Raw genomic sequence first — 17995 nt, 5'->3', positions numbered from 1 at the left:
CCCTCCCGCGCTCAGTGCGGCAGCGGGCCGGTCACCAGCACCAGCCCCAGCGCGGTGAGCGCCGCGCCGCTGCCACCCTCGATGGCGCGCGCGGTGCGCGGCCGGCGCAGCCACCGCCCCAGCCGGTCCACGAGGAGCGCCACCGCCGGGAACCAGACCAGCGCCATCGCGACGACGATCGCCGCGAGCAGCAGGGTCCTGGGCAGCGGCGGCTGCCCGTCGGGGACGAACTGCGGCAGCAGGCTGAGGAAGAGCACCGGCGCCTTGGGATTGAGCGCATTGGTCAAGAAGCCCTGCCGCAGCGCGCGCACGCGTCCCCGGTCCGCGGGCCGGTCCTCGGGACCGTCCCCGTCCGGGGCGCGGCGCCGGGCCGCGCGCAGGGCGCTGATGCCGAGGTACAGGACATAGACCCCGCCGAGCAGCTGGACGGTACGCAACAGGGCGGGCACCGCCACGAGCACCGCGGCGAGCCCGGCGACGGCCAGGGCGGTGTGCACCAGCAGGCCGCCGGCCACGCCCAGCGCGCTGGCCACCCCCGCGCTCCGGGAGGCGAGCGCATTGCGTACAACGACGGTGAAGTCCGCGCCCGGCAGCGCGACCATTCCTGCGGCGACCCCGGCGAAGGCGATCAGTTGTGCGTCCATGGGTCCACCCTGACCCGACAGAGCCTTTAGCATGTACTTGGAATCTTCTGGGTCTGCCAAAAGGAACGCTTAATGTACGACCCGACACGGCTGGCGGCGCTGGTGGCGGTCGCGGAGGCCGGATCGATCACCCGGGCCGCCGCACGTCTGGGCTACACCGCGCCGGCCCTCTCCCAGCAGCTCGCCAAGCTGGAGCGGGAGGCGGGCGCCGCACTGCTGGTACGTCACCACCGAGGGGCCCGGCTCACGGCCGCGGGCGAACTGCTGGCCGGACGCGCCCGGCGCGTCCTCGACGAGATGGACCAGGCCCGCCATGAGCTGGCCCGCCTCTCCGGACTGTCCGGCGGACGCCTGCGGGTCGGCACGTTCACCACGGCGGGCATCCATCTGCTGCCACCGGTGCTGAGCGCCTTCCGGCGTGCCCACCCGGATGTGGAGCTGGCGGTCACCGAGTACGAACCGCCCCAGGGGGTGGCGGCGGTGGCCGCCGGCGAGGTCGATCTGGCGCTGACCCATGTGTACGAGCCGGCCGCCGCGACGCCCTGGCCCGCCGGGGTCTTCGCAGAACCGCTGCTGGTCGAGGAACTGGTGCTGATCACGGCGGTCGGCCAGATGCTGTCCGAGGGCAGCGGGAGACTGCCGGTGACCGAACTGGCGGGCCGGCCGCTGATCAGCAGCGCGCCCACGCATCCGCCGCGACGCGGGGTGGAGCAGGCGCTGGCCGAGGCCGGGGCGACACCCGCCGTGGTCTGTGAGTCGCCCGGCTATGCGCTGGTGTGCGCGCTGGTCAGTGCGGGCATCGGGATGGCAGTCGTCCCGGAGATGGTCGCCGCGATGTCACCCACGCCGCTGTCCGTACGGCGGCTGGATCCCGCCTCCTTCCGGCGGACGATCTCGGTGGTGCACCGCGGTGACCGGGCGAGCGCCGCGGCGGCGACGCTCCAGGCCCTGTTGCGCAGCGGGTTCGGGAAGGCGGGCTCGGCGCAGCGGCTGGTCGGCGAAGCGGGGTGACCGCGTCGGTGCGGCGAAACGGGATGAGCACGTCGGTCAGCTCTGCACGGGGATGCTCCATGGAAGCGCGATCCACACCGTCTTGCCGCCCTCGGCGGTGGGGGTGACGGTGAGTCGGCCGCCGCATTCCTTGGCCAGACAGCGGATGATCACCATGCCGCGGCCGTTGTCCTGCTGAACGGCGGCGGGCAGCCGCCTGGGCCAGCGGGGGTGACTGTCCGTCACCCCGAGGTGCAGCTGCTCCTCCCGCTCCAGCCGGAGGTCCACGGTGAACGTGGGCGACTGCCCGAAGGTGTGCTGGACGGCGTTGGTCGCGAGCTCCGAGACAATGAGCTGGATACTGTCGGCGAAGTCGGTGCCGGTGGCCAGACCCCATTCGGTGAGCACCCGGGCCACGTACCTGCGGGCCGCCGGGACCGAGACCGGCTCGCTCGGCAGAGTGAGGTTTGCTTCCTGATGGTCTGCCATGGCGAGCCGTCCCTTTCCCACCCGAACCGACCCGCGATCGGTACAGGTTGCGCTTCGCGCCAGATTGCCATCGATGCTGCCTTCTGGGACGGCGATCCACCAAGATATGCATATATCTATCGCTCAAAGCGGTGAACCCTGCCACGCAAGACCTTATGCGGGCGGCACACTGTCCGCTCGGCAGAAGAGGGAGGGAGGCCGCGGATGCAGCACGGCCCTGCGGTTCGACGCCGCAAGCTCGGGGAGGAGCTCCGGAGTCTGCGCCACGCGTCGGGACTGACCAGTCGGGACGCGGCGCGGATGCTCGGCTGGCACCAGTCGAAGGTGAGCCGGATCGAGACCGGGATGAGCGGGGTGCAGCCGGCCGATGTGACCCGGCTGCTGGACATCTACGGCGTGGACGACCCCCAGTTGCGGGATCTCCTTGCCGCACTGGCGGGTTCGGCGGGTGGTGGCGGCACCGGATGGTGGCATGCCTATCGAGGTCTGATCCCACCCCAGTACCGCGACTTCATCAGTCTGGAGTCCCAGGCGCGGACCGCGCGCACGCTGGAGACCTCGGTGGTGCCGGGTCTGTTGCAGACGGCCGAATACGCGCGTGCGGTGACCCGGGCCTCGTTGGACGGGCTGCCGGCCGGCCAGCTGGACTCCCTGGTGGAGGTGCGGCTCGCCAGGCAGGGGGTGCTGCGGACCGATCCGCCGCTGCGGCTGAGCGCGGTGCTCGACGAGGCGGTGCTACGGCGCGAGGTCGGCGGCTGCCGGGTGATGCGGGAGCAGCTGCGCCATCTGACCCGGGTGGCCCAACTTCCCCATGTGCAGCTCCAGTTGCTTCCGTTCTCGATGGGCGCCTATGCCGGCCTCACCGGGCCTTTCGTTATCTTCTCATTTCCGAGCACTTCTGATCTGGATGTGGTTGTTCTCGACCATTTGACGAGTAGCCTCTACCTGGAGCGGAAAGAAGACCTTGAGGCGTACAGCTCGGCCTTCCGCACGATGCAGGCTCACGCGCTGTCGCCGGAGCACTCGTTGGACCTCATCGCCGCGATCGAACGCGACGGTCAGTGACCCCGGACCGCCCGAGGGGGGCGTCATGTCGGATTGCCTCGCACAGCACGGCTTACGGTGGCGGCGCAGCAGCCGCAGCACGGGTATGAACAACTGTGTGGAAGCCGCACCGTTCGGTGACGGGCGGCTGGCCGTGCGGGACTCCAAGGATGTGTCCAGACCACCGCTGCGGTTCTCCGCGGCGGCCTGGACCTCGTTCGTCGTCGGCCTGCACCGGGGGCCGGCCGGCTGACGGGAGCGGTCGAGACCCCTCCGGTCGGCTGACGGAAGCGGCCCGGACCTCTCCGGTCGGCCGACGGAGCGGTCCGTACCTCGCCGGTCAGCCGGCGGGAGCGGTCCGCCGCACGACCGACACGGCGGTGGCGATCTGGTCCTCGGTCAGGTCGGCCCGCGCCGTCAGCCGCAGCCGGGACACCCCGTCCGGCACCGACGGGGGCCGGAAGCAGCCCACCACGATTCCGGCGGCACGGCAGTCGGCCGCCCAGCGGACCGCCGCGTCCGCCGAGGGGGCGCGCACCGAGACCACGGCGGCGTCCGGTCGCACGGCGGTCAGGCCGGCCCCGGTGAGCTGCTCGTACAGCTCCGAGGCAACCGCGCGGGCCCGGGTGGCCCGTTCCGGTTCCCGGCGCAGCAGCCGCAGGCTTCCGAGTGCGGCGCCCGCCGCGGCCGGCGCAAGGCCGGTGTCGAAGATGAACGTCCGGGCCGCGTTGACGAGGTGTTCGATGACCCGGGCCGGGCCGAGGACCGCTCCGCCCTGGCTGCCCAGGGACTTGGAGAGGGTGAGCGTGGTGACGATTCCTTCGTCGCCCGCGAGACCGGCGGCGGCGAGCGCCCCTCGGCCGCCGTCTCCCAGCACGCCCAGGCCGTGTGCGTCGTCGACGAGCAGTGCGGCGCCCTCGGCCCGGCAGACTCCGGCCAGTTCGGGCAGCGGTGCCGCGTCGCCGTCGACCGAGAAGACCGAGTCGGTGACGGCCAGTGCCCGTCCTCCGTGCGCCTGCAGGGCCTTGCGTACGGCCTCGGGGTCGGCATGCGGAACGACGGCGGTTCCGGCGCGGGAGAGCCGACAACCGTCCACGATCGAGGCGTGGTTGCCCGCGTCGGAGACGATCAGCGAGCCAAGGCCGGTGAGCGCCGTGACGGCCGCGAGGTTGGCCGCATAACCCGATGACAGCACCAGGGCCGCTTCGAAACCGCAGAATTCGGCCAGTTCGCCTTCGAGTTCGGCGTGCAGTGCGGTGGAGCCGGTGACCAGTCGGGATCCGGTCGCGCCCGCACCCCACTCGCGCGCGGCCTCGGCGGCGGCGGCGGTGACGTCGGGGTGTCGGGTCAGGCCCAGATAGTCATTGCTCGCGAGGTCCAGAAGTCCGGACGCGGCGGGCCGGGGGCGCAGGGTCCGGACGAGTCCGGCGTCCGCGCGGCGGCGCGCCTCGGTGTCGATCCAGTCGAACGGGTCGAAGGGCATGAGCAGTCCCTTTTGTAGGCAGCTCACAGACCCTAACCGTGGTTGCAACAGGTCATGGTGTGGCAATACACACACCCTCGGCGGGCTCTGTTGTCCGGTTCCTCCTTGGCTGCGGGCCGTGCCGTAGGCCAGGATCTTGACCATGGACCTCCTGAACACGCTGGTGGACAAGGGGCTGCGGCGCGAGCTGCCGACCCGCGAAGAAGCCCTCGCCGTACTGGCGACCTCCGACGACGATCTGCTCGAAGTGGTGGCCGCGGCCGGAAAGGTGCGCCGTCAGTGGTTCGGGCGGCGCGTGAAGCTGAACTATCTGGTCAACCTCAAGTCCGGTCTCTGCCCCGAGGACTGCTCGTACTGCTCGCAGCGGCTCGGCTCCAAGGCCGGGATCCTCAAGTACACCTGGCTGAAACCGGACGAGGCGTCGAAGGCCGCCGCCGCCGGGGTGGCGGGCGGCGCCAAGCGGGTGTGCCTGGTGGCGAGCGGCCGCGGTCCGACGGATCGCGATGTCGACCGGGTGTCGGAGACCATCGAGGCGATCAAGGAACAGAACGAGGGCGTCGAGGTGTGCGCCTGCCTCGGTCTGCTCTCCGACGGACAGGCCGACCGGCTGCGTTCGGCGGGTGCCGACGCGTACAACCACAACCTCAACACGTCCGAGGGAACGTACGGGGACATCACCACCACCCACACCTACGCGGACCGGGTGGAGACCGTCCAGCAGGCGCAGGCCGCCGGGCTCTCGGCGTGTTCCGGACTGATCGCCGGAATGGGCGAGAGCGACGCCGACCTGGTCGATGTCGTCTTCTCGCTGCGCGAACTGGATCCTGACTCGGTGCCGGTGAACTTCCTGATCCCGTTCGAGGGAACCCCGCTGGCAAAGGAGTGGAACCTCACCCCGCAGCGCTGTCTGCGGATTCTGGCGATGGTCCGGTTCGTCTGCCCGGACGTGGAGGTACGGCTCGCGGGCGGGCGCGAGGTCCATCTGCGCTCGATGCAGCCGCTGGCCCTGCACCTGGTCAACTCGATCTTCCTGGGCGACTACCTCACCAGCGAGGGGCAGGCGGGCCAGGTGGACCTGGACATGATCGCGGACGCCGGTTTCGAGGTGGAGGGGGCGGGCACGACGACGCTGCCCGCGCACCGTGCGGAGTCCCGCGGCGGCTGCGGTTCGCACGACGGCGGCTGCGCCCCGTGCGGTGACGCGCCCGGGGAGGCCGCGCCCGATGCCCAGGAGGTGCCGGCCGCGCGCACGGATCTGGTGGCGGTCCGCCGTCGTGGCGCGGGAACGGATCTCGCCCCCAATGCCTGAGGCCCTCTCCCCGGCCGAGCTGCGGTCCCTGGACCGGGCCCACGTCTGGCATCCGTACGGCCCGATGCCGGGACGTCAGGAGCCACTGGTCGTGGAGTCCGCGTCCGGGGTGCGGCTGAGGCTGGCCGAACCGTCCCACGGGCAGAGCGAGTTGGTCGACGGCATGTCGTCCTGGTGGTCGGCGGTGCACGGCTACAACCATCCGGTGCTCAACGATGCGGCCCGTGATCAGCTGGGCCGGATGAGCCATGTGATGTTCGGCGGGCTCACCCATGAGCCCGCCGTGCGGCTGGCCACCCGGCTGGTCGAGATCACTCCGGAGCCACTGCGGCACGTCTTCCTCTCCGACTCGGGGTCGGTCTCCGTCGAGGTCGCGGTCAAGATGTGCCTGCAGTACTGGCGCTCGGCCGGGCGGCCCGCCAAGCAGCGGCTGCTCACCTGGCGCGGCGGCTATCACGGGGACACCTGGCAGCCGATGTCGGTCTGCGACCCCGAGGGCGGCATGCACGAGCTGTGGTCGGGGGTGCTGCCCCGCCAGGTCTTCGCGGACGAGCCCCCGGCAGGTTTCGACGCGGAACCGGACCCCGCGTACGTACGGCACCTGCGGGAGCTGATCGCCGAGCACGCCGACCGCCTGGCCGCGGTGATCGTGGAGCCGGTGGTGCAGGGTGCGGGCGGAATGCGGTTCCACTCCCCCGCGTATCTGCGGGTGCTGCGCGAGGCGTGCGACGAGCACGAGGTGCTGCTGGTGTTCGACGAGATCGCCACAGGCTTCGGCCGCACCGGGAAGCTGTTCGCCGCCGGGCATGCGGGGGTCTCCCCCGATGTCATGTGTGTGGGCAAGGCGCTGACCGGCGGCTATCTGACGATGGCGGCGACCCTGTGCACCTCCCGGGTGGCGGAGGGCATCTCCAGCGGCGAGGTGCCGGTGCTCGCGCACGGACCGACGTTCATGGGCAATCCGCTCGCCGCCGCGGTGGCGTGCGCCTCCGTCGATCTGCTGCTCGGCCAGGACTGGGAGCGGGAGGTGAAGCGGATCGGCACGGGGCTGCGGGAGGGTCTCGCCCCGGCGTCGGAACTGCCCGGGGTACGGGACGTGCGGGTGCTGGGTGCGATCGGCGTCGTACATCTCGACCACGAGGTGGACATGGCGGCCGCGACCCGGGCGGCGGTACGGGAAGGGGTGTGGCTGCGGCCGTTCCGCGACCTCGTCTACACGATGCCGCCGTATGTGACCGGTGACGAGGATGTGGCACGTATCTGCCGCGCCGTGTGCGCGGCTGCGCGAGAGGGTTGAGATGACGTTTCTGGTGGTGACGGGGACGGGCACGGAGATCGGCAAGACGGTCGTGACGGCGGCCGTGGCGGCGGCGTGCGCGGACCGCGGCGTCGCGGTGCTCAAGCCGGCGCAGACGGGGCTGGCCCCCGGCGAACCCGGTGATGCCGCAGAGGTGGCACGGTTGGCGGGGGGCCATGTCACCGCGGTCGAACTGGCCCGGTTTCCCGAGCCGTTGGCTCCCGCAACGGCCGCCCGCAGGGCTGGTCTCCCGCCGGTGCGGCCGTACGAGATCGCCGACGCGGCGCAGAAGCTGGCGACCGAACACGATCTGGTGCTGATCGAGGGTGCGGGGGGCCTGCTCGTACGGTTCGACGACGAGGGTTCGACCCTCGCCGACGCCGCCCGGCTGCTGGACGCGCCGGTACTGGTCGTGACGCCCGCCGGTCTGGGCACGCTCAACACCACCGCGCTGACCGCGGAGGCGCTGCGGGCCCGGGGGCTGGGGTGTCTCGGCGTGGTGGTGGGCAGCATGCCCGCCGAGCCGGATCTGGCGTCGCGCTGCAATCTGGCGGACCTCCCCGTGGTGGCGGGTGCCCCGCTGCTGGGTGCGGTGCCGGCCGGTGCGGGAGCGCTGGAGCCCACCGACTTCCGTGCGCGGGCCGGGAGTTGGCTCGCGGCGGAGCTGGGCGGGAATCGGCCCGCCGGATGAGCGGATGAGCGGCGCGGGACGGGGGAGAATCTAAGTAGCCGCACTTTCTGCCGGAGCGCCCGGTCGAGGAGGTCCGTCATGCGTCTGCGCAGCACGAGAATCCCACAGGACGCGGTGCACCATCCCGTCTTCGCCCGGTTCTACGCCCGGATGAGCGTGGTCGCGGAGACCAAGGCGGGGCTGGCCGCGGTGCGCTCGGAGCTGTTGGACGGCATGTCCGGCCGGGTCATCGAGATAGGCGCGGGCAATGGCCTGAACTTCGCGCACTACCCGCCCGCGGTGTCGGAGGTGGTGGCCATCGAGCCCGAGCGCAGTCTGCGGCGGCTGGCGGTGCGGTCGGCGCTGCGCGCCGGGCTCCCGGTGGATGTGGTGCCGGGCGCGGCGGAGGCGCTGCCGGTGAAGAGCGAGGCGTTCGACGGGGCGGTCGCCTCGCTGGTGCTGTGCAGCGTACGGAGTGTGGAGCGTTCGCTCGCGGAGATCGTGCGGGTGCTGCGGCCCGGCGGTGAGCTGCGCTTCTTCGAGCATGTGCAGGCCGACGACCGGGCAATGGCGGTGACGCAGCAAGCGCTGGACCGTACGGTCTGGCCGCTGATGACGGGCGGTTGCCATACGGGGCGCGACACGCTGGGTGCCATCGAGAGGGCCGGATTCGTGGTGGAGACGTACCGCAGGGTCAGGATGCCGGAGTGGGGAATCCGGCTGCCCACGTCGACATGCGTGCTGGGCGTGGCGCGCCGCCCGGACGTGGCGGCCTGACGCGCCGGTCCACTGTTGCACGCGGATCGGTCCACGGCCGCCGTGTCGCCGGGGCGGTCACGGGCTTCACCCCGCTGCCGGGGCGGTCACCGGCTTCTCCGGCGCGGGACTACCGGCTCCTCCGGCGAGGGGCTGTCGTGGGCTCCACTGCCGGGACGGTCACAGGCTCCACTGGCGGAGTTCGTCGGCGATGGCCCGGACGTCGGCCTTGCCCTCCTTCACCAGCCGGGCCAGATCACGCACCTGCTCGGGCGAGGTGATGACCTTGAGTCCGGAGGCGACGAGATAGCCGTACGCGACGGCCGAGGAGAACATCGCGTTGGAGTGTTCGAGCGCGGGGACATGGAGCAGCAACTGCAGGAGAGCGGCGGCCCGGGAATGCGGGTCGCTGTAGACGGGGCTGCCGAAGATCTCGGCCTCATGGCGGGCCACGGCGGCCACGAGCGCACCCCAGTCGACCACCTGGGGGTCACCGGGGGTCTTGTGCTCGGCCACCATGAGCAGCCAGGAAAGGTCGATCTGGAGGTTCAACGCGTGCCTTCGCGCTCCGGGCCGAACTCTTCGGCGAACACCGACTCGTACTGCTTCATGAAGTCGGCTGCGGCTTCGACGAATGTGTGGCCGACCTCGCCCGCGTCCTGCCGCACGAGTTCCTCGATGTAGCGGTTCACGCTCATCCCCCTCTGCAACGCACGCTGTCGCGCGGCCTCGGCGGTGGCCTCGTCCACTCTCACGTTCAGCTGAGTCTTGGGCACACCAACACGCTAGCGCGCTTGCGCTAGCACCGGCAAGAGAAGTGCACCGGCACCAGTGCGCGGGACGGCACGCAGAAAACGCCCGCCTAAACCCTCGAAATGACTCTGTGGATGTGATGCCACCCATAGGGGCCACGTCACATCCTAGGTCGGATAGTAGAAACAGGGCCGTCCCAAGCAGCGCGAAAACGGTCCAGAGTGGTTCATTTCGGACATTCCTCCGTATTGGGGTAGTACGTCACATCATTGACCCCCGTCCCGGCCGCCGCTAACCATGGTTCTCGTCGCAGTCCACCGCGACCGGCCCGGACGGACCACCCGCCGGACCACGCAGGGCCCCCGCCCCGCACGCCGCCACCCACCCCGGACGGCACACCCCCTCACCAAGGAGAGTCACTTCCGCATGACCACCCACGCCCTGAACCGCACCAGCCGCCTGCGCAACCTGTCCGTCACCGCCCTGGCCACCACCGCCGCCGCGGCAGCCGCCCTCACCCTCACCTCCACCTCCGCACACGCCGCCGAGACCAAGCAGCCCACCACCCCCGCCGTCGCCAAGGCCACCACCACCGGCGACACCCAGGGCAACAGCGGCTACGCCAACAACCTGGACGGCTGGATCAAGGAATCCCTCGCCATCATGAAGGCCAAGGGCATCCCCGGCACCTACGAAGGCCTGCACCGCAACATCATGCGCGAGTCCAGCGGCAACCCCAACGCCCAGAACGGCTGGGACGTCAACGCCCAGAAGGGCACCCCCTCCAAGGGCCTGCTCCAGGTCATCCAGCCCACCTTCAGCGCCTACCACGTCGCCGGCACCGCCAGCAGCCTCACCGACCCCGTCGCCAACATCACCGCGGCCGCCAACTACGCCGCCGACCGCTACGGATCCATCGACAACGTCAACTCCGCCTACTGAGCCGTGGGTTCACCGAGTCACCGAATCATTGAGCCGCGGAATCGCCGATCCGCGGAGTCACGGAATCGCCGAGTCGTCGCACCGCCTCCCGATGGCGAAATCATTCGCCGAACGGATCCGCGCTCTGCTTGGCTCGCCCCATGAGTGATCTCCGCATACGCCACGCCGGCCTCCCCGACATCGACACCGTGTTGCGCTTCTGGCGCGAGGCCGCGGAGGGAACGAGCATCAGCGACGACCACGACGGAGTGGCCCGGCTCATTTCGACAGACCCCGAAGCCCTGCTGCTGGCGGCCCGTGACGGCCGCCTCGTGGGAACCGTCATCGCCGGTTTCGACGGCTGGCGGTGCTCCGCATACCGGCTGGCCGTGCACCCCGACTGCCGCCGGCAAGGGGTCGCCACCGCCCTGATGGAAGCGGCGGAACAGCGATTCCTCGCCCTTGGCGGGCGACGGGTCGACGCCATGGTTCTCGAGGCCAACGAACGGGCACACCACGCCTGGGCCGCGAGCGGCTACCACCGCGAGGACCACTGGCGGCGCTGGGTGAAGCCGCTCAGCGACTGAGAGGATCACCTTTAAAACGGCTGACTTTGCCGACCCTTTACTATGGTGTCCTCCTGTCCGATCCTTCCGAAAGGTGTGAGCGTCCGTCCATGGGCGAGCCTCCCAGTAGTCGATATCGCCGGCACCGAGCGATCCTCCTGTCCCTGCCCGATCATGGGACGGAGGTGAACCGATGACCGAAGTGCTTCTACTGCTCGTGGCGGTACTGCTCTCGCTGGCCTGCGGCGCCTTCGTCGCGGCCGAGTTCTCTCTGACGACGGTCGAGCGCGGACAGCTCGAACGCGCCGTCGAGCGGGGCGAGCGGGGCGCAGCGAGCGCCATGAAGGCCGTACGCAGCCTCACCTTCCAGCTCTCCGGCGCGCAGCTCGGCATCACCGTCACCAACCTGGTGGTCGGCATGCTCTCCGAACCGTCCATCGCGAAGCTGATCCGCGGTCCGGTGGAGGCGGTCGGCCTCTCGCCGAGCGTTGCGTCCTCGGTGGCCCTGGTGCTGGGAACGGCGCTGTCAACCGTGTTCCTGATGATCGTCGGTGAACTGGTCCCGAAGAACTGGGCGATCTCCTCCCCGCTCGCCGTGGCGAAGACCGTGGCCACCCCGCAGCGGGCCTTCACCGCCGTCTTCCGCCCCTTCATCAGCCACCTCAACAACACCGCCAACCGGATCGTGCGCCGCTTCGGCCTCGAACCGGCCGAGGAACTGGCCTCCGCGCGAAGCCCGCAGGAGCTGGCGGCGCTGGCCCGGCACAGCGCGAAGGAAGGTGCGCTGGAGGCCGACACGGCGGAGCTGTTCGTCCGCACGCTGAACCTGGCCGAACTGACGGCGGAGAACGTGATGACCCCCCGGGTCCAGGTCACCGCGCTGGAGGCGCAGGCGACCGCCGAGGACGTCGCGAACGCCACCCGGGCGACGGGCCTGTCACGTTTCCCCGTCTACCTCGGCAGCCTGGACACCGTCGTCGGTGTGGCGCACATCAAGGACGTGCTGGCCATCCCGGCCGAGCAGCGGTCCCGTACCCGCGTGTCGGAGATGCTGCGCGAACCCCTGCTCGTGCCGGAGACGCTCACGGTGGACCGACTCCTGGACCGGTTGTCGGGCAAGCTCGCCATGGCCGTCGTCATCGACGAGTACGGCGGCACGGCGGGCGTCGTGACGCTGGAGGACATCGTCGAGGAAGTGGTCGGTGAGGTGCGCGACGAGCACGACCCGCACGAGACCGCGGACCTCGCACCGGCCGGCGAGGACGCCGACGGGCGGACCCTGTGGTCGGCCGACGGCGCCGCACGCATCGACCAGCTGAAGACGATCGGACTGCGGGTGCCGGACGGGCCTTACGAGACGCTTGCCGGGCTCATCGCCACCGAGGTCGGCCGCATCCCCGCAGTGGGTGACACGGTCGAGCTGGCGGACTGGCGGATCGACGTGGTCGACGCATCCGGACGCCGCGCCGCGCGGGCCCTGCTGCACGCGCCGCTCCCCGGCGACGACGATCAGACGGAGGAAGCACGGTGATCGCCGTCCAGCTCTTCATCGGACTGATGACCCTGGTCGTCAATGCCTTCTTCGTCGGGGCTGAGTTCGCGCTGATCTCCGTACGCCGCAGTCAGATCGAGCCCGAGGCCGAGGCCGGGAACCGGCGGGCGCGCAGCGTCATCTGGGGCCTCGAACACGTATCGGCGCTGCTCGCAGCCGCGCAGCTGGGCATCACCCTCTGCACGCTGGTGCTCGGTATCGTCGCCGAGCCGGCCTTCGCGCACCTGCTGGAGCCGGTGTTCGACGCGGTGGGCGTGCCGCACGGACTGATCCATCCGATCTCGTTCGTGATCGCGCTGTCCGTGGCGACGTATCTGCACATGCTCCTCGGCGAGATGGTGCCGAAGAACATCGCCCTGGCCGAGCCCGTACGCGCCGCGCTGCTGCTCGGACCGCCGCTGGTGGCCCTCGCCAGGGCGCTGCGCCCGGTGATCTTCGCGATCAACGCCTTCGCCAACGCGCTGCTCAAGATCCTGCGGGTCGAGACGAAGGACGAGGTGTCCGCCACGTTCTCCGACGACGAACTGGCCCGACTGGTGACGGACTCGGGCGACGCCGGGCTGGTCGACGACCGCTCGGCCGAGCGACTGCGCCACGCGCTGGAGCTGGGCCGTCGTCCGGTGCGTGATGTGGTGATGCCGGTGGACCGGGTCGTGTATGCCAGGGTCGGGACCACGCCGGAGCAGCTGGAGCGGCTCTCGAACGAGACCGGCTTCTCGCGCTTCCCCGTGATGGACAGCGAGGAGCGGATCCTGGGCTACCTCCATGTGAAGGACGCCCTCGATGCCACGCCGCGCGATGTGCCCTTCCCGGTGACGGCGATGCGCCCGATCGCGCGGGTCCGGGCCGGCACACCGCTCGACGACGCCCTGACCGCGCTGCGACGCAGCCGTACGCACCTGGCGGCGGTGCTCGACGAGGACGACCGGCTGGCCGGAATGGTCACCATGGAGGACGTGCTCCGCGAGCTGGTGGGGCGCCCGAAGGCGCGCTGACCGATGTGGGGCCGCGGCACGGGACTCCGGCCGCGGCCTCTTCCGTTCCCGTCCGGCCCGTACCGGCCACTTCCGGCCCGTTCCGGCCCCCGGGAGTGGCCGGACCCGCCGCGATACGATCGCATCGCCATGGAAACAAATGCCTCCTACAACAGTCTTGTCGCGGTCGGCGACTCGTTCACCGAGGGCATGTCGGACCTGCTGCCCGACGGTTCGTACCGCGGCTGGGCCGACGTCCTCGCCGGACGGCTCGCCGCCCGCACGCCGGGATTCCGCTACGCGAATCTCGCCGTGCGGGGCAAGCTGATCGGCCAGATCGTCGACGAGCAGGTCGATGTGGCTGCCGCCATGCAGGCGGATGTCGTCACACTCGTCGGCGGGCTCAACGACACACTGCGGCCCAAGTGCGACATGGGCATGGTCCGCGGACGGCTCGAGGAGGCCGTGGAGCGACTGGCACCCTCGTGCGAAACGCTCGTGCTCATGCGCAGCCCGGGGCGCAACGGTCCGGTGATGGAGCGTTTCCGTCCGCGGATGGAGGAGCTGTTCGCCCTGGTCGACGATCTGGCTGCCCGGCACGGAGCAGTGGTCGTCGATCTGTACGGGGCACCGGCCCTGGGTGATCCCCGGATGTGGGACGTCGACCGGCTGCATCTGACGGCGGACGGGCACACCAGGGTCGCCGAGGCGGTCTGGCAGACGCTGGGACTGCCTCCGGAGCACGACTGGCGCACGCCCCTGCCGACCGCCGTACCGCCCAGGTGGGCCAGGCGGCGGGTCGACGACCTCCGCTTCGCCCGCGAGCACCTGATGCCATGGATCGGCCGCCGCCTGACCGGCCGCTCGTCCGGCGACGGCCGGACAGGCGCCCAGTACAGCGCCGAACTGGGCCGGGCGTTCTGGGTCACCCCCGAGGACAACGGCGCCCCCGGCCCCGTGGCGACCTGGCGCAGGATCGACTCGGCACCGCTCTCGTAGCAACCCACAAACCGGACCGCGGCGCTGGCCTGCACAAACCACCAGTAGAATCCGGACACGTGACTGCTGTGTCTGCGAAGCCTCGCATCCCCAATGTCCTGGCCGGCCGCTACGCCTCCACGGAGCTGGCCGTCCTCTGGTCCCCCGAGCAGAAGGTGAAGCTGGAACGCCAGCTGTGGCTGGCGGTGCTGCGCGCTCAGAAGGACCTCGGGATCGAGGTTCCGGACGCCGCGCTCGCCGATTACGAACGTGTCATCGACCAGGTGGACCTTGCCTCGATCGCCGAGCGCGAGAAGGTCACCCGGCACGACGTCAAGGCCCGGATCGAGGAATTCAACGCCCTCGCTGGCCACGAGCAGGTCCACAAGGGCATGACGTCCCGGGACCTCACGGAGAACGTCGAGCAGCTGCAGATCCGGCTCTCCCTGGAGCTGATGCGCGACCGCACGGTGGCGGTCCTGGCCCGGCTCGGCAAGCTGTCGGGCGAGTACCGCGAGCTGGTCATGGCCGGCCGCTCCCACAACGTCGCCGCGCAGGCGACCACCCTCGGCAAGCGGTTCGCGACCGCGGCCGACGAGCTGCTGGTGGCCTACGGACGGCTCGAGGACCTGCTGGACCGCTACCCGCTGCGGGGCATCAAGGGCCCCGTCGGCACGGCGCAGGACATGCTCGACCTGCTGGGCGGCGACGCCGGGAAGCTCGCCGACCTCGAACAGCGCATCGCCGCACACCTCGGCTTCTCCCAGGCCTTCACCTCGGTCGGCCAGGTCTATCCGCGCTCGCTCGACTACGACGTGGTGACGGCGCTGGTCCAGCTGGCCGCGGCCCCGTCGTCGGTCGCCAAGACGATCCGTCTGATGGCCGGGCACGAGCTGGTGACCGAGGGCTTCAAGCCTGGTCAGGTCGGCTCGTCCGCGATGCCGCACAAGATGAACACGCGGTCCTGCGAGCGGGTCAACGGCCTGATGGTGATCCTGCGCGGATACGCGTCGATGACCGGTGAGCTGGCGGGCGACCAGTGGAACGAGGGCGACGTGTCCTGCTCCGTGGTCCGCCGGGTGGCACTCCCGGACGCCTTCTTCGCGTTCGACGGTCTGCTGGAGACGTTCCTGACGGTGCTCGACGAGTTCGGGGCGTTCCCGGCAGTCGTCGCCCGTGAGCTGGATCGCTACCTCCCGTTCCTCGCTACGACCAAGGTCCTGATGGGTGCGGTGCGCGCGGGTGTCGGCCGTGAGGTCGCCCACGAGGCGATCAAGGAGAACGCGGTCGCCTCGGCCCTGGCCATGCGCGAGCAGGGCGCCGAGCGCAATGAGCTGCTCGACAAGCTGGCCGCCGACGACCGCATCCCGCTGGACCGCGCGCAGCTCGACGCGCTGATGGCCGACAAGCTCTCCTTCACGGGGGCCGCGGGCGACCAGGTCACGGCGCTGGTCTCCCGCATCGAGGAGATCGCCAAGCAGCACCCCGAGGCCGCCGCATACACGCCGGGCTCCATCCTCTGACGGCCACGACCACAGCCGGATGACACCCGAAGAGCTCCAGGCCGCCCGCGACCGCACCGTTCCCGATGTGGTCGCGGGCGGCCTGCGTGTGCTGTTCTGCGGGATCAACCCGAGCCTGATGACGGGGGCGACGGGCCACCACTTCGCCCACCCCGGCAACCGGTTCTGGCCGGTACTCCATCGGTCGGGCTTCACACCGCGGCAGTTGAAGCCGGCCGAACAGAGCGAACTACTGCGATACGGCCTCGGGATCACCAATGTGGTCGCGAGGGCCACCGCCCGGGCGGACGAGCTCACCGCCGAGGAATTCCGCGAGGGCGGTCAGATCCTGGCAGCCAAGGTGGAACTGCTGCGACCGCAGTGGCTGGCGGTCGTAGGGATCACGGCGTACCGAACGGCCTTCGGCAGGCGTACCGCACGGATCGGCCCGCAGGACCACGCAATCGGCGGCGCGCGCATCTGGGCCCTGCCCAACCCCAGCGGCCTCAACGCCCACTGGACCGCTCAGACAATGGCGGAGGAGTACGGCCGCCTCCTCGCCTGCGTCAACCACAACACCGCCGACCCCGCTTTCCCCGCTGTCCCCGCCAATCCCGCGGCCCCTGCCAATGCGGTCGATCCTGCCGGTCCCGGCGATCTCTCCGATCCCACGCAAGCCACCTGACACGCCTGGCGCCACAGCCTCCGTTCCCGGCACCTGGTCCCATCCGCGCCGAACGTCTCCCCGAACGTCGTTCCGACCGGCCGACCGCCGGCCGACCGCCTGCCCGGGTCACGGCGGATCGATCTCCGTCACCACGACGTTCAACTCACACCCCGGCCCTTCCTCCTCCAGGTAGAGCCCGATGCCGATCCACCGCTCCTCGATCCTCCAAAGCTGGAGAAACTCGCAGCCCGCAACCGTATCGGCCCATGCCTCCGGTATCTCCTCGCCGGCGATCATCCGCTCCTGTGCACTCCACAGGCTGATCGCCTGCGGCTCACCCCAGCGACCCGCGAGCAGTGTCAGCAGGGCGTCATGCTCCGCGAGGCACTGGGCCCGGTGTTCCAGTCGCCGCACCTCGTCGTCGTCCCAGTGATCGACGTCCGCGTGCAGGGACGCCGTGTGGTAGCCGGGCCCGCTGACTCCCGAGCCTGACCGGATGCGCTCCGTGGGAAAGCCCGAGGTGCGCATCGCGTCGATGAGGCGGAGGTGATGTGCGGTGGTCATGCCGCCAGTAAACCGTGCAGCACTGACAAGCAGTTCCTCGCCATGGCCTTTGAGGTGCTTTCAGCCGCCCTGAGCCGTATTGAATCGTGGCAACCGGCTACGCGTCCCTGCGCCGGAGCGCCCACCAGCCCGCCAGGAGGGCAGCCGCCGCCCAGGCCGCAGTCACCGCGAGCCCGCCCCACGGTCCGAGACTTCCCTCGGGGTTCTGGTGGAGCACCAACTGGCCCGCCCGGTCCGGCAGATACTGCGCGACTCCGCCTGCGACATCACCGACCACGAAGGAGACTATGAGGACGAACGGGATGAGCAGGCTGAGCACGGCTACGGCGCTGCGCAGCACCACGGCCAGTCCGGCGGCGAACAGGGCCATCAGTGCCAGATAGATCCCGCCCCCGAAGGCCGCCCGCAGCGCGCCCGGCTCGCCCAGGTCGATCGCGTACTCGCCCATGAACAACTGTCCCACCAGGAAGGCGCCGAAGCTGGTGACGAGGCCGACGACGAGTGCCGGCGCGCCGACGAGGGCGATCTTGGCAGCGTAGAAGAGGTTGCGGCGTGGCACGGCGGCGAGCGATATCCGCAGGGCTCCATTGAGGTACTCGGACGAGATCGCGGTCGCTCCGAAGCTGATGGCCGCGATCTGGCCGAAGTTCAGCGCGTAGAAGGCGTCGAAGACCGGCTCGGCGTCGACATTGTCCGCCTCGGCCTGGCCGACCGTGGAGAACGCGAGCAGGGTGACCGCAAGTGTCACGGCGAGGACGGATATCAAGGATCCCGTGACGGACCGGACCGATCTGATCTTGATCCACTCGGAACGCAGTACTGCGATGGTCGACATG

At 70.4% G+C, this 17995-nt stretch carries 21 protein-coding genes; 14 read left to right on the top strand and 7 right to left on the bottom strand.

Annotated features, from left to right (window positions below; genetic code table 11):
* Positions 1-11: 11 nt before the first annotated feature.
* Positions 12-644: a LysE family translocator gene (locus tag OG842_RS34275; protein ID WP_266735327.1), complete on the bottom strand. Its 633-nt coding sequence runs from the start codon at positions 642-644 to the stop codon at positions 12-14.
* A 72-nt stretch (positions 645-716) separates the two neighbouring features.
* Between OG842_RS34275 and OG842_RS34270 the strand changes: the two genes are divergently transcribed.
* Positions 717-1655: a LysR family transcriptional regulator gene (locus tag OG842_RS34270; protein ID WP_266735329.1), complete on the top strand. Its 939-nt coding sequence runs from the start codon at positions 717-719 to the stop codon at positions 1653-1655.
* 36 nt (positions 1656-1691) lie between these two features.
* Here OG842_RS34270 and OG842_RS34265 read toward each other — a convergent pair whose 3' ends face one another.
* Positions 1692-2123, bottom strand: a complete 432-nt coding sequence (locus tag OG842_RS34265; protein WP_266735331.1) for an ATP-binding protein — start codon at positions 2121-2123, stop codon at positions 1692-1694.
* A 204-nt stretch (positions 2124-2327) separates the two neighbouring features.
* Here OG842_RS34265 and OG842_RS34260 point away from each other — a divergent pair, with 204 nt between their 5' ends.
* Positions 2328-3188 (top strand): helix-turn-helix domain-containing protein, encoded by an 861-nt coding sequence (locus OG842_RS34260; RefSeq protein ID WP_266735333.1) that lies wholly within the window; start codon positions 2328-2330, stop codon positions 3186-3188.
* 25 nt (positions 3189-3213) lie between these two features.
* On the top strand, positions 3214-3420 hold the full coding sequence (locus OG842_RS34255; RefSeq protein WP_266735335.1) for a DUF397 domain-containing protein: 207 nt from the start codon (positions 3214-3216) through the stop codon (positions 3418-3420).
* An 87-nt stretch (positions 3421-3507) separates the two neighbouring features.
* Here the strand turns inward: OG842_RS34255 and OG842_RS34250 are convergent, their stop codons facing one another.
* Positions 3508-4650, bottom strand: coding sequence for an 8-amino-7-oxononanoate synthase (locus OG842_RS34250; protein ID WP_266735337.1), 1143 nt, complete (start codon positions 4648-4650; stop codon positions 3508-3510).
* A gap of 142 nt (positions 4651-4792) precedes the next feature.
* Here OG842_RS34250 and bioB point away from each other — a divergent pair, with 142 nt between their 5' ends.
* The 4 genes from bioB (at position 4793) to OG842_RS34230 (ending at position 8703) form a co-directional block, all read left to right on the top strand.
* Positions 4793-5959, top strand: a complete 1167-nt coding sequence (gene bioB / locus OG842_RS34245) for a biotin synthase BioB (RefSeq protein WP_266735338.1) — start codon at positions 4793-4795, stop codon at positions 5957-5959.
* Entirely contained in the window at positions 5952-7256 is a 1305-nt protein-coding gene (locus OG842_RS34240; RefSeq protein ID WP_266735340.1) for an adenosylmethionine--8-amino-7-oxononanoate transaminase, read from the top strand. Before bioB ends, OG842_RS34240 begins: the two co-directional genes overlap by 8 nt.
* Position 7257: 1 nt before the next feature.
* Positions 7258-7947 carry a dethiobiotin synthase gene (gene bioD / locus OG842_RS34235; protein ID WP_266735342.1) on the top strand — a complete coding sequence of 230 codons (690 nt, stop codon included), beginning with the start codon at positions 7258-7260 and terminating at the stop codon, positions 7945-7947.
* A gap of 78 nt (positions 7948-8025) precedes the next feature.
* On the top strand, positions 8026-8703 hold the full coding sequence (locus tag OG842_RS34230) for a class I SAM-dependent methyltransferase (RefSeq protein WP_266735344.1): 678 nt from the start codon (positions 8026-8028) through the stop codon (positions 8701-8703).
* A 159-nt stretch (positions 8704-8862) separates the two neighbouring features.
* On the opposite strand, the gene OG842_RS34225 is transcribed toward OG842_RS34230, so the two are convergent.
* Entirely contained in the window at positions 8863-9234 is a 372-nt protein-coding gene (locus tag OG842_RS34225; protein ID WP_093551070.1) for a fic family toxin-antitoxin system, toxin component, read from the bottom strand.
* A complete protein-coding gene (locus OG842_RS34220; protein ID WP_089114466.1) occupies positions 9231-9458 on the bottom strand; it encodes an antitoxin in 228 nt (75 codons plus the stop codon). The genes OG842_RS34225 and OG842_RS34220 overlap by 4 nt, the downstream gene beginning before the upstream one ends.
* Positions 9459-9861: 403 nt before the next feature.
* Between OG842_RS34220 and OG842_RS34215 the strand changes: the two genes are divergently transcribed.
* From OG842_RS34215 to mug, 7 genes are all read left to right on the top strand, one after another.
* A complete protein-coding gene (locus tag OG842_RS34215; RefSeq protein WP_266727096.1) occupies positions 9862-10377 on the top strand; it encodes a transglycosylase SLT domain-containing protein in 516 nt (171 codons plus the stop codon).
* 140 nt (positions 10378-10517) lie between these two features.
* Positions 10518-10943: a GNAT family N-acetyltransferase gene (locus OG842_RS34210; RefSeq protein ID WP_266735347.1), complete on the top strand. Its 426-nt coding sequence runs from the start codon at positions 10518-10520 to the stop codon at positions 10941-10943.
* Positions 10944-11115: 172 nt separating this feature from the next.
* Positions 11116-12453 (top strand): hemolysin family protein, encoded by a 1338-nt coding sequence (locus OG842_RS34205; RefSeq protein WP_266735349.1) that lies wholly within the window; start codon positions 11116-11118, stop codon positions 12451-12453.
* Positions 12450-13469, top strand: a complete 1020-nt coding sequence (locus OG842_RS34200) for a hemolysin family protein (protein WP_266735351.1) — start codon at positions 12450-12452, stop codon at positions 13467-13469. The genes OG842_RS34205 and OG842_RS34200 overlap by 4 nt, the downstream gene beginning before the upstream one ends.
* Positions 13470-13598: 129 nt before the next feature.
* A complete protein-coding gene (locus tag OG842_RS34195; protein ID WP_266735352.1) occupies positions 13599-14447 on the top strand; it encodes an SGNH/GDSL hydrolase family protein in 849 nt (282 codons plus the stop codon).
* A 59-nt stretch (positions 14448-14506) separates the two neighbouring features.
* The gene (gene purB / locus OG842_RS34190) at positions 14507-15949 is read left to right on the top strand and encodes an adenylosuccinate lyase (protein ID WP_266735354.1); all 1443 of its coding nucleotides are present in this window, start codon (positions 14507-14509) and stop codon (positions 15947-15949) included.
* Between the two features lie 19 nt (positions 15950-15968).
* Positions 15969-16613: a G/U mismatch-specific DNA glycosylase gene (gene mug, locus OG842_RS34185; protein ID WP_266735356.1), complete on the top strand. Its 645-nt coding sequence runs from the start codon at positions 15969-15971 to the stop codon at positions 16611-16613.
* A gap of 108 nt (positions 16614-16721) precedes the next feature.
* Here the strand turns inward: mug and OG842_RS34180 are convergent, their stop codons facing one another.
* Entirely contained in the window at positions 16722-17159 is a 438-nt protein-coding gene (locus OG842_RS34180) for a hypothetical protein (RefSeq protein ID WP_266735358.1), read from the bottom strand.
* Positions 17160-17256: 97 nt separating this feature from the next.
* Positions 17257-17994, bottom strand: a complete 738-nt coding sequence (locus OG842_RS34175) for an ABC transporter permease (RefSeq protein WP_266735360.1) — start codon at positions 17992-17994, stop codon at positions 17257-17259.
* Between the last annotated feature and the right edge of the window lies 1 nt (position 17995).

This window comes from Streptomyces sp. NBC_00376, from assembly GCF_036077095.1.
Classification (GTDB): Bacteria; Actinomycetota; Actinomycetes; order Streptomycetales; family Streptomycetaceae; genus Streptomyces.
Note: the sequence above shows the minus strand (reverse complement) of the source record. Positions and strands in the feature narration are given on the sequence as shown.

Bases quoted from the DNA above. Each gene is read 5' to 3' on its own strand.
- OG842_RS34275 (WP_266735327.1), bottom strand. From the start codon at position 644: ATGGACGCACAACTGATCGCCTTCGCCGGGGTCGCCGCAGGAATGGTC.
- OG842_RS34270 (WP_266735329.1), top strand. From the start codon at position 717: ATGTACGACCCGACACGGCTGGCGGCGCTGGTGGCGGTCGCGGAGGCC.
- OG842_RS34265 (WP_266735331.1), bottom strand. From the start codon at position 2,123: ATGGCAGACCATCAGGAAGCAAACCTCACTCTGCCGAGCGAGCCGGTC.
- OG842_RS34260 (WP_266735333.1), top strand. From the start codon at position 2,328: ATGCAGCACGGCCCTGCGGTTCGACGCCGCAAGCTCGGGGAGGAGCTC.
- OG842_RS34255 (WP_266735335.1), top strand. From the start codon at position 3,214: ATGTCGGATTGCCTCGCACAGCACGGCTTACGGTGGCGGCGCAGCAGC.
- OG842_RS34250 (WP_266735337.1), bottom strand. From the start codon at position 4,650: ATGCCCTTCGACCCGTTCGACTGGATCGACACCGAGGCGCGCCGCCGC.
- bioB (WP_266735338.1), top strand. From the start codon at position 4,793: ATGGACCTCCTGAACACGCTGGTGGACAAGGGGCTGCGGCGCGAGCTG.
- OG842_RS34240 (WP_266735340.1), top strand. From the start codon at position 5,952: ATGCCTGAGGCCCTCTCCCCGGCCGAGCTGCGGTCCCTGGACCGGGCC.
- bioD (WP_266735342.1), top strand. From the start codon at position 7,258: ATGACGTTTCTGGTGGTGACGGGGACGGGCACGGAGATCGGCAAGACG.
- OG842_RS34230 (WP_266735344.1), top strand. From the start codon at position 8,026: ATGCGTCTGCGCAGCACGAGAATCCCACAGGACGCGGTGCACCATCCC.
- OG842_RS34215 (WP_266727096.1), top strand. From the start codon at position 9,862: ATGACCACCCACGCCCTGAACCGCACCAGCCGCCTGCGCAACCTGTCC.
- OG842_RS34210 (WP_266735347.1), top strand. From the start codon at position 10,518: ATGAGTGATCTCCGCATACGCCACGCCGGCCTCCCCGACATCGACACC.
- OG842_RS34205 (WP_266735349.1), top strand. From the start codon at position 11,116: ATGACCGAAGTGCTTCTACTGCTCGTGGCGGTACTGCTCTCGCTGGCC.
- OG842_RS34195 (WP_266735352.1), top strand. From the start codon at position 13,599: ATGGAAACAAATGCCTCCTACAACAGTCTTGTCGCGGTCGGCGACTCG.
- mug (WP_266735356.1), top strand. From the start codon at position 15,969: ATGACACCCGAAGAGCTCCAGGCCGCCCGCGACCGCACCGTTCCCGAT.
- OG842_RS34180 (WP_266735358.1), bottom strand. From the start codon at position 17,159: ATGACCACCGCACATCACCTCCGCCTCATCGACGCGATGCGCACCTCG.
- OG842_RS34175 (WP_266735360.1), bottom strand. From the start codon at position 17,994: ATGTCGACCATCGCAGTACTGCGTTCCGAGTGGATCAAGATCAGATCG.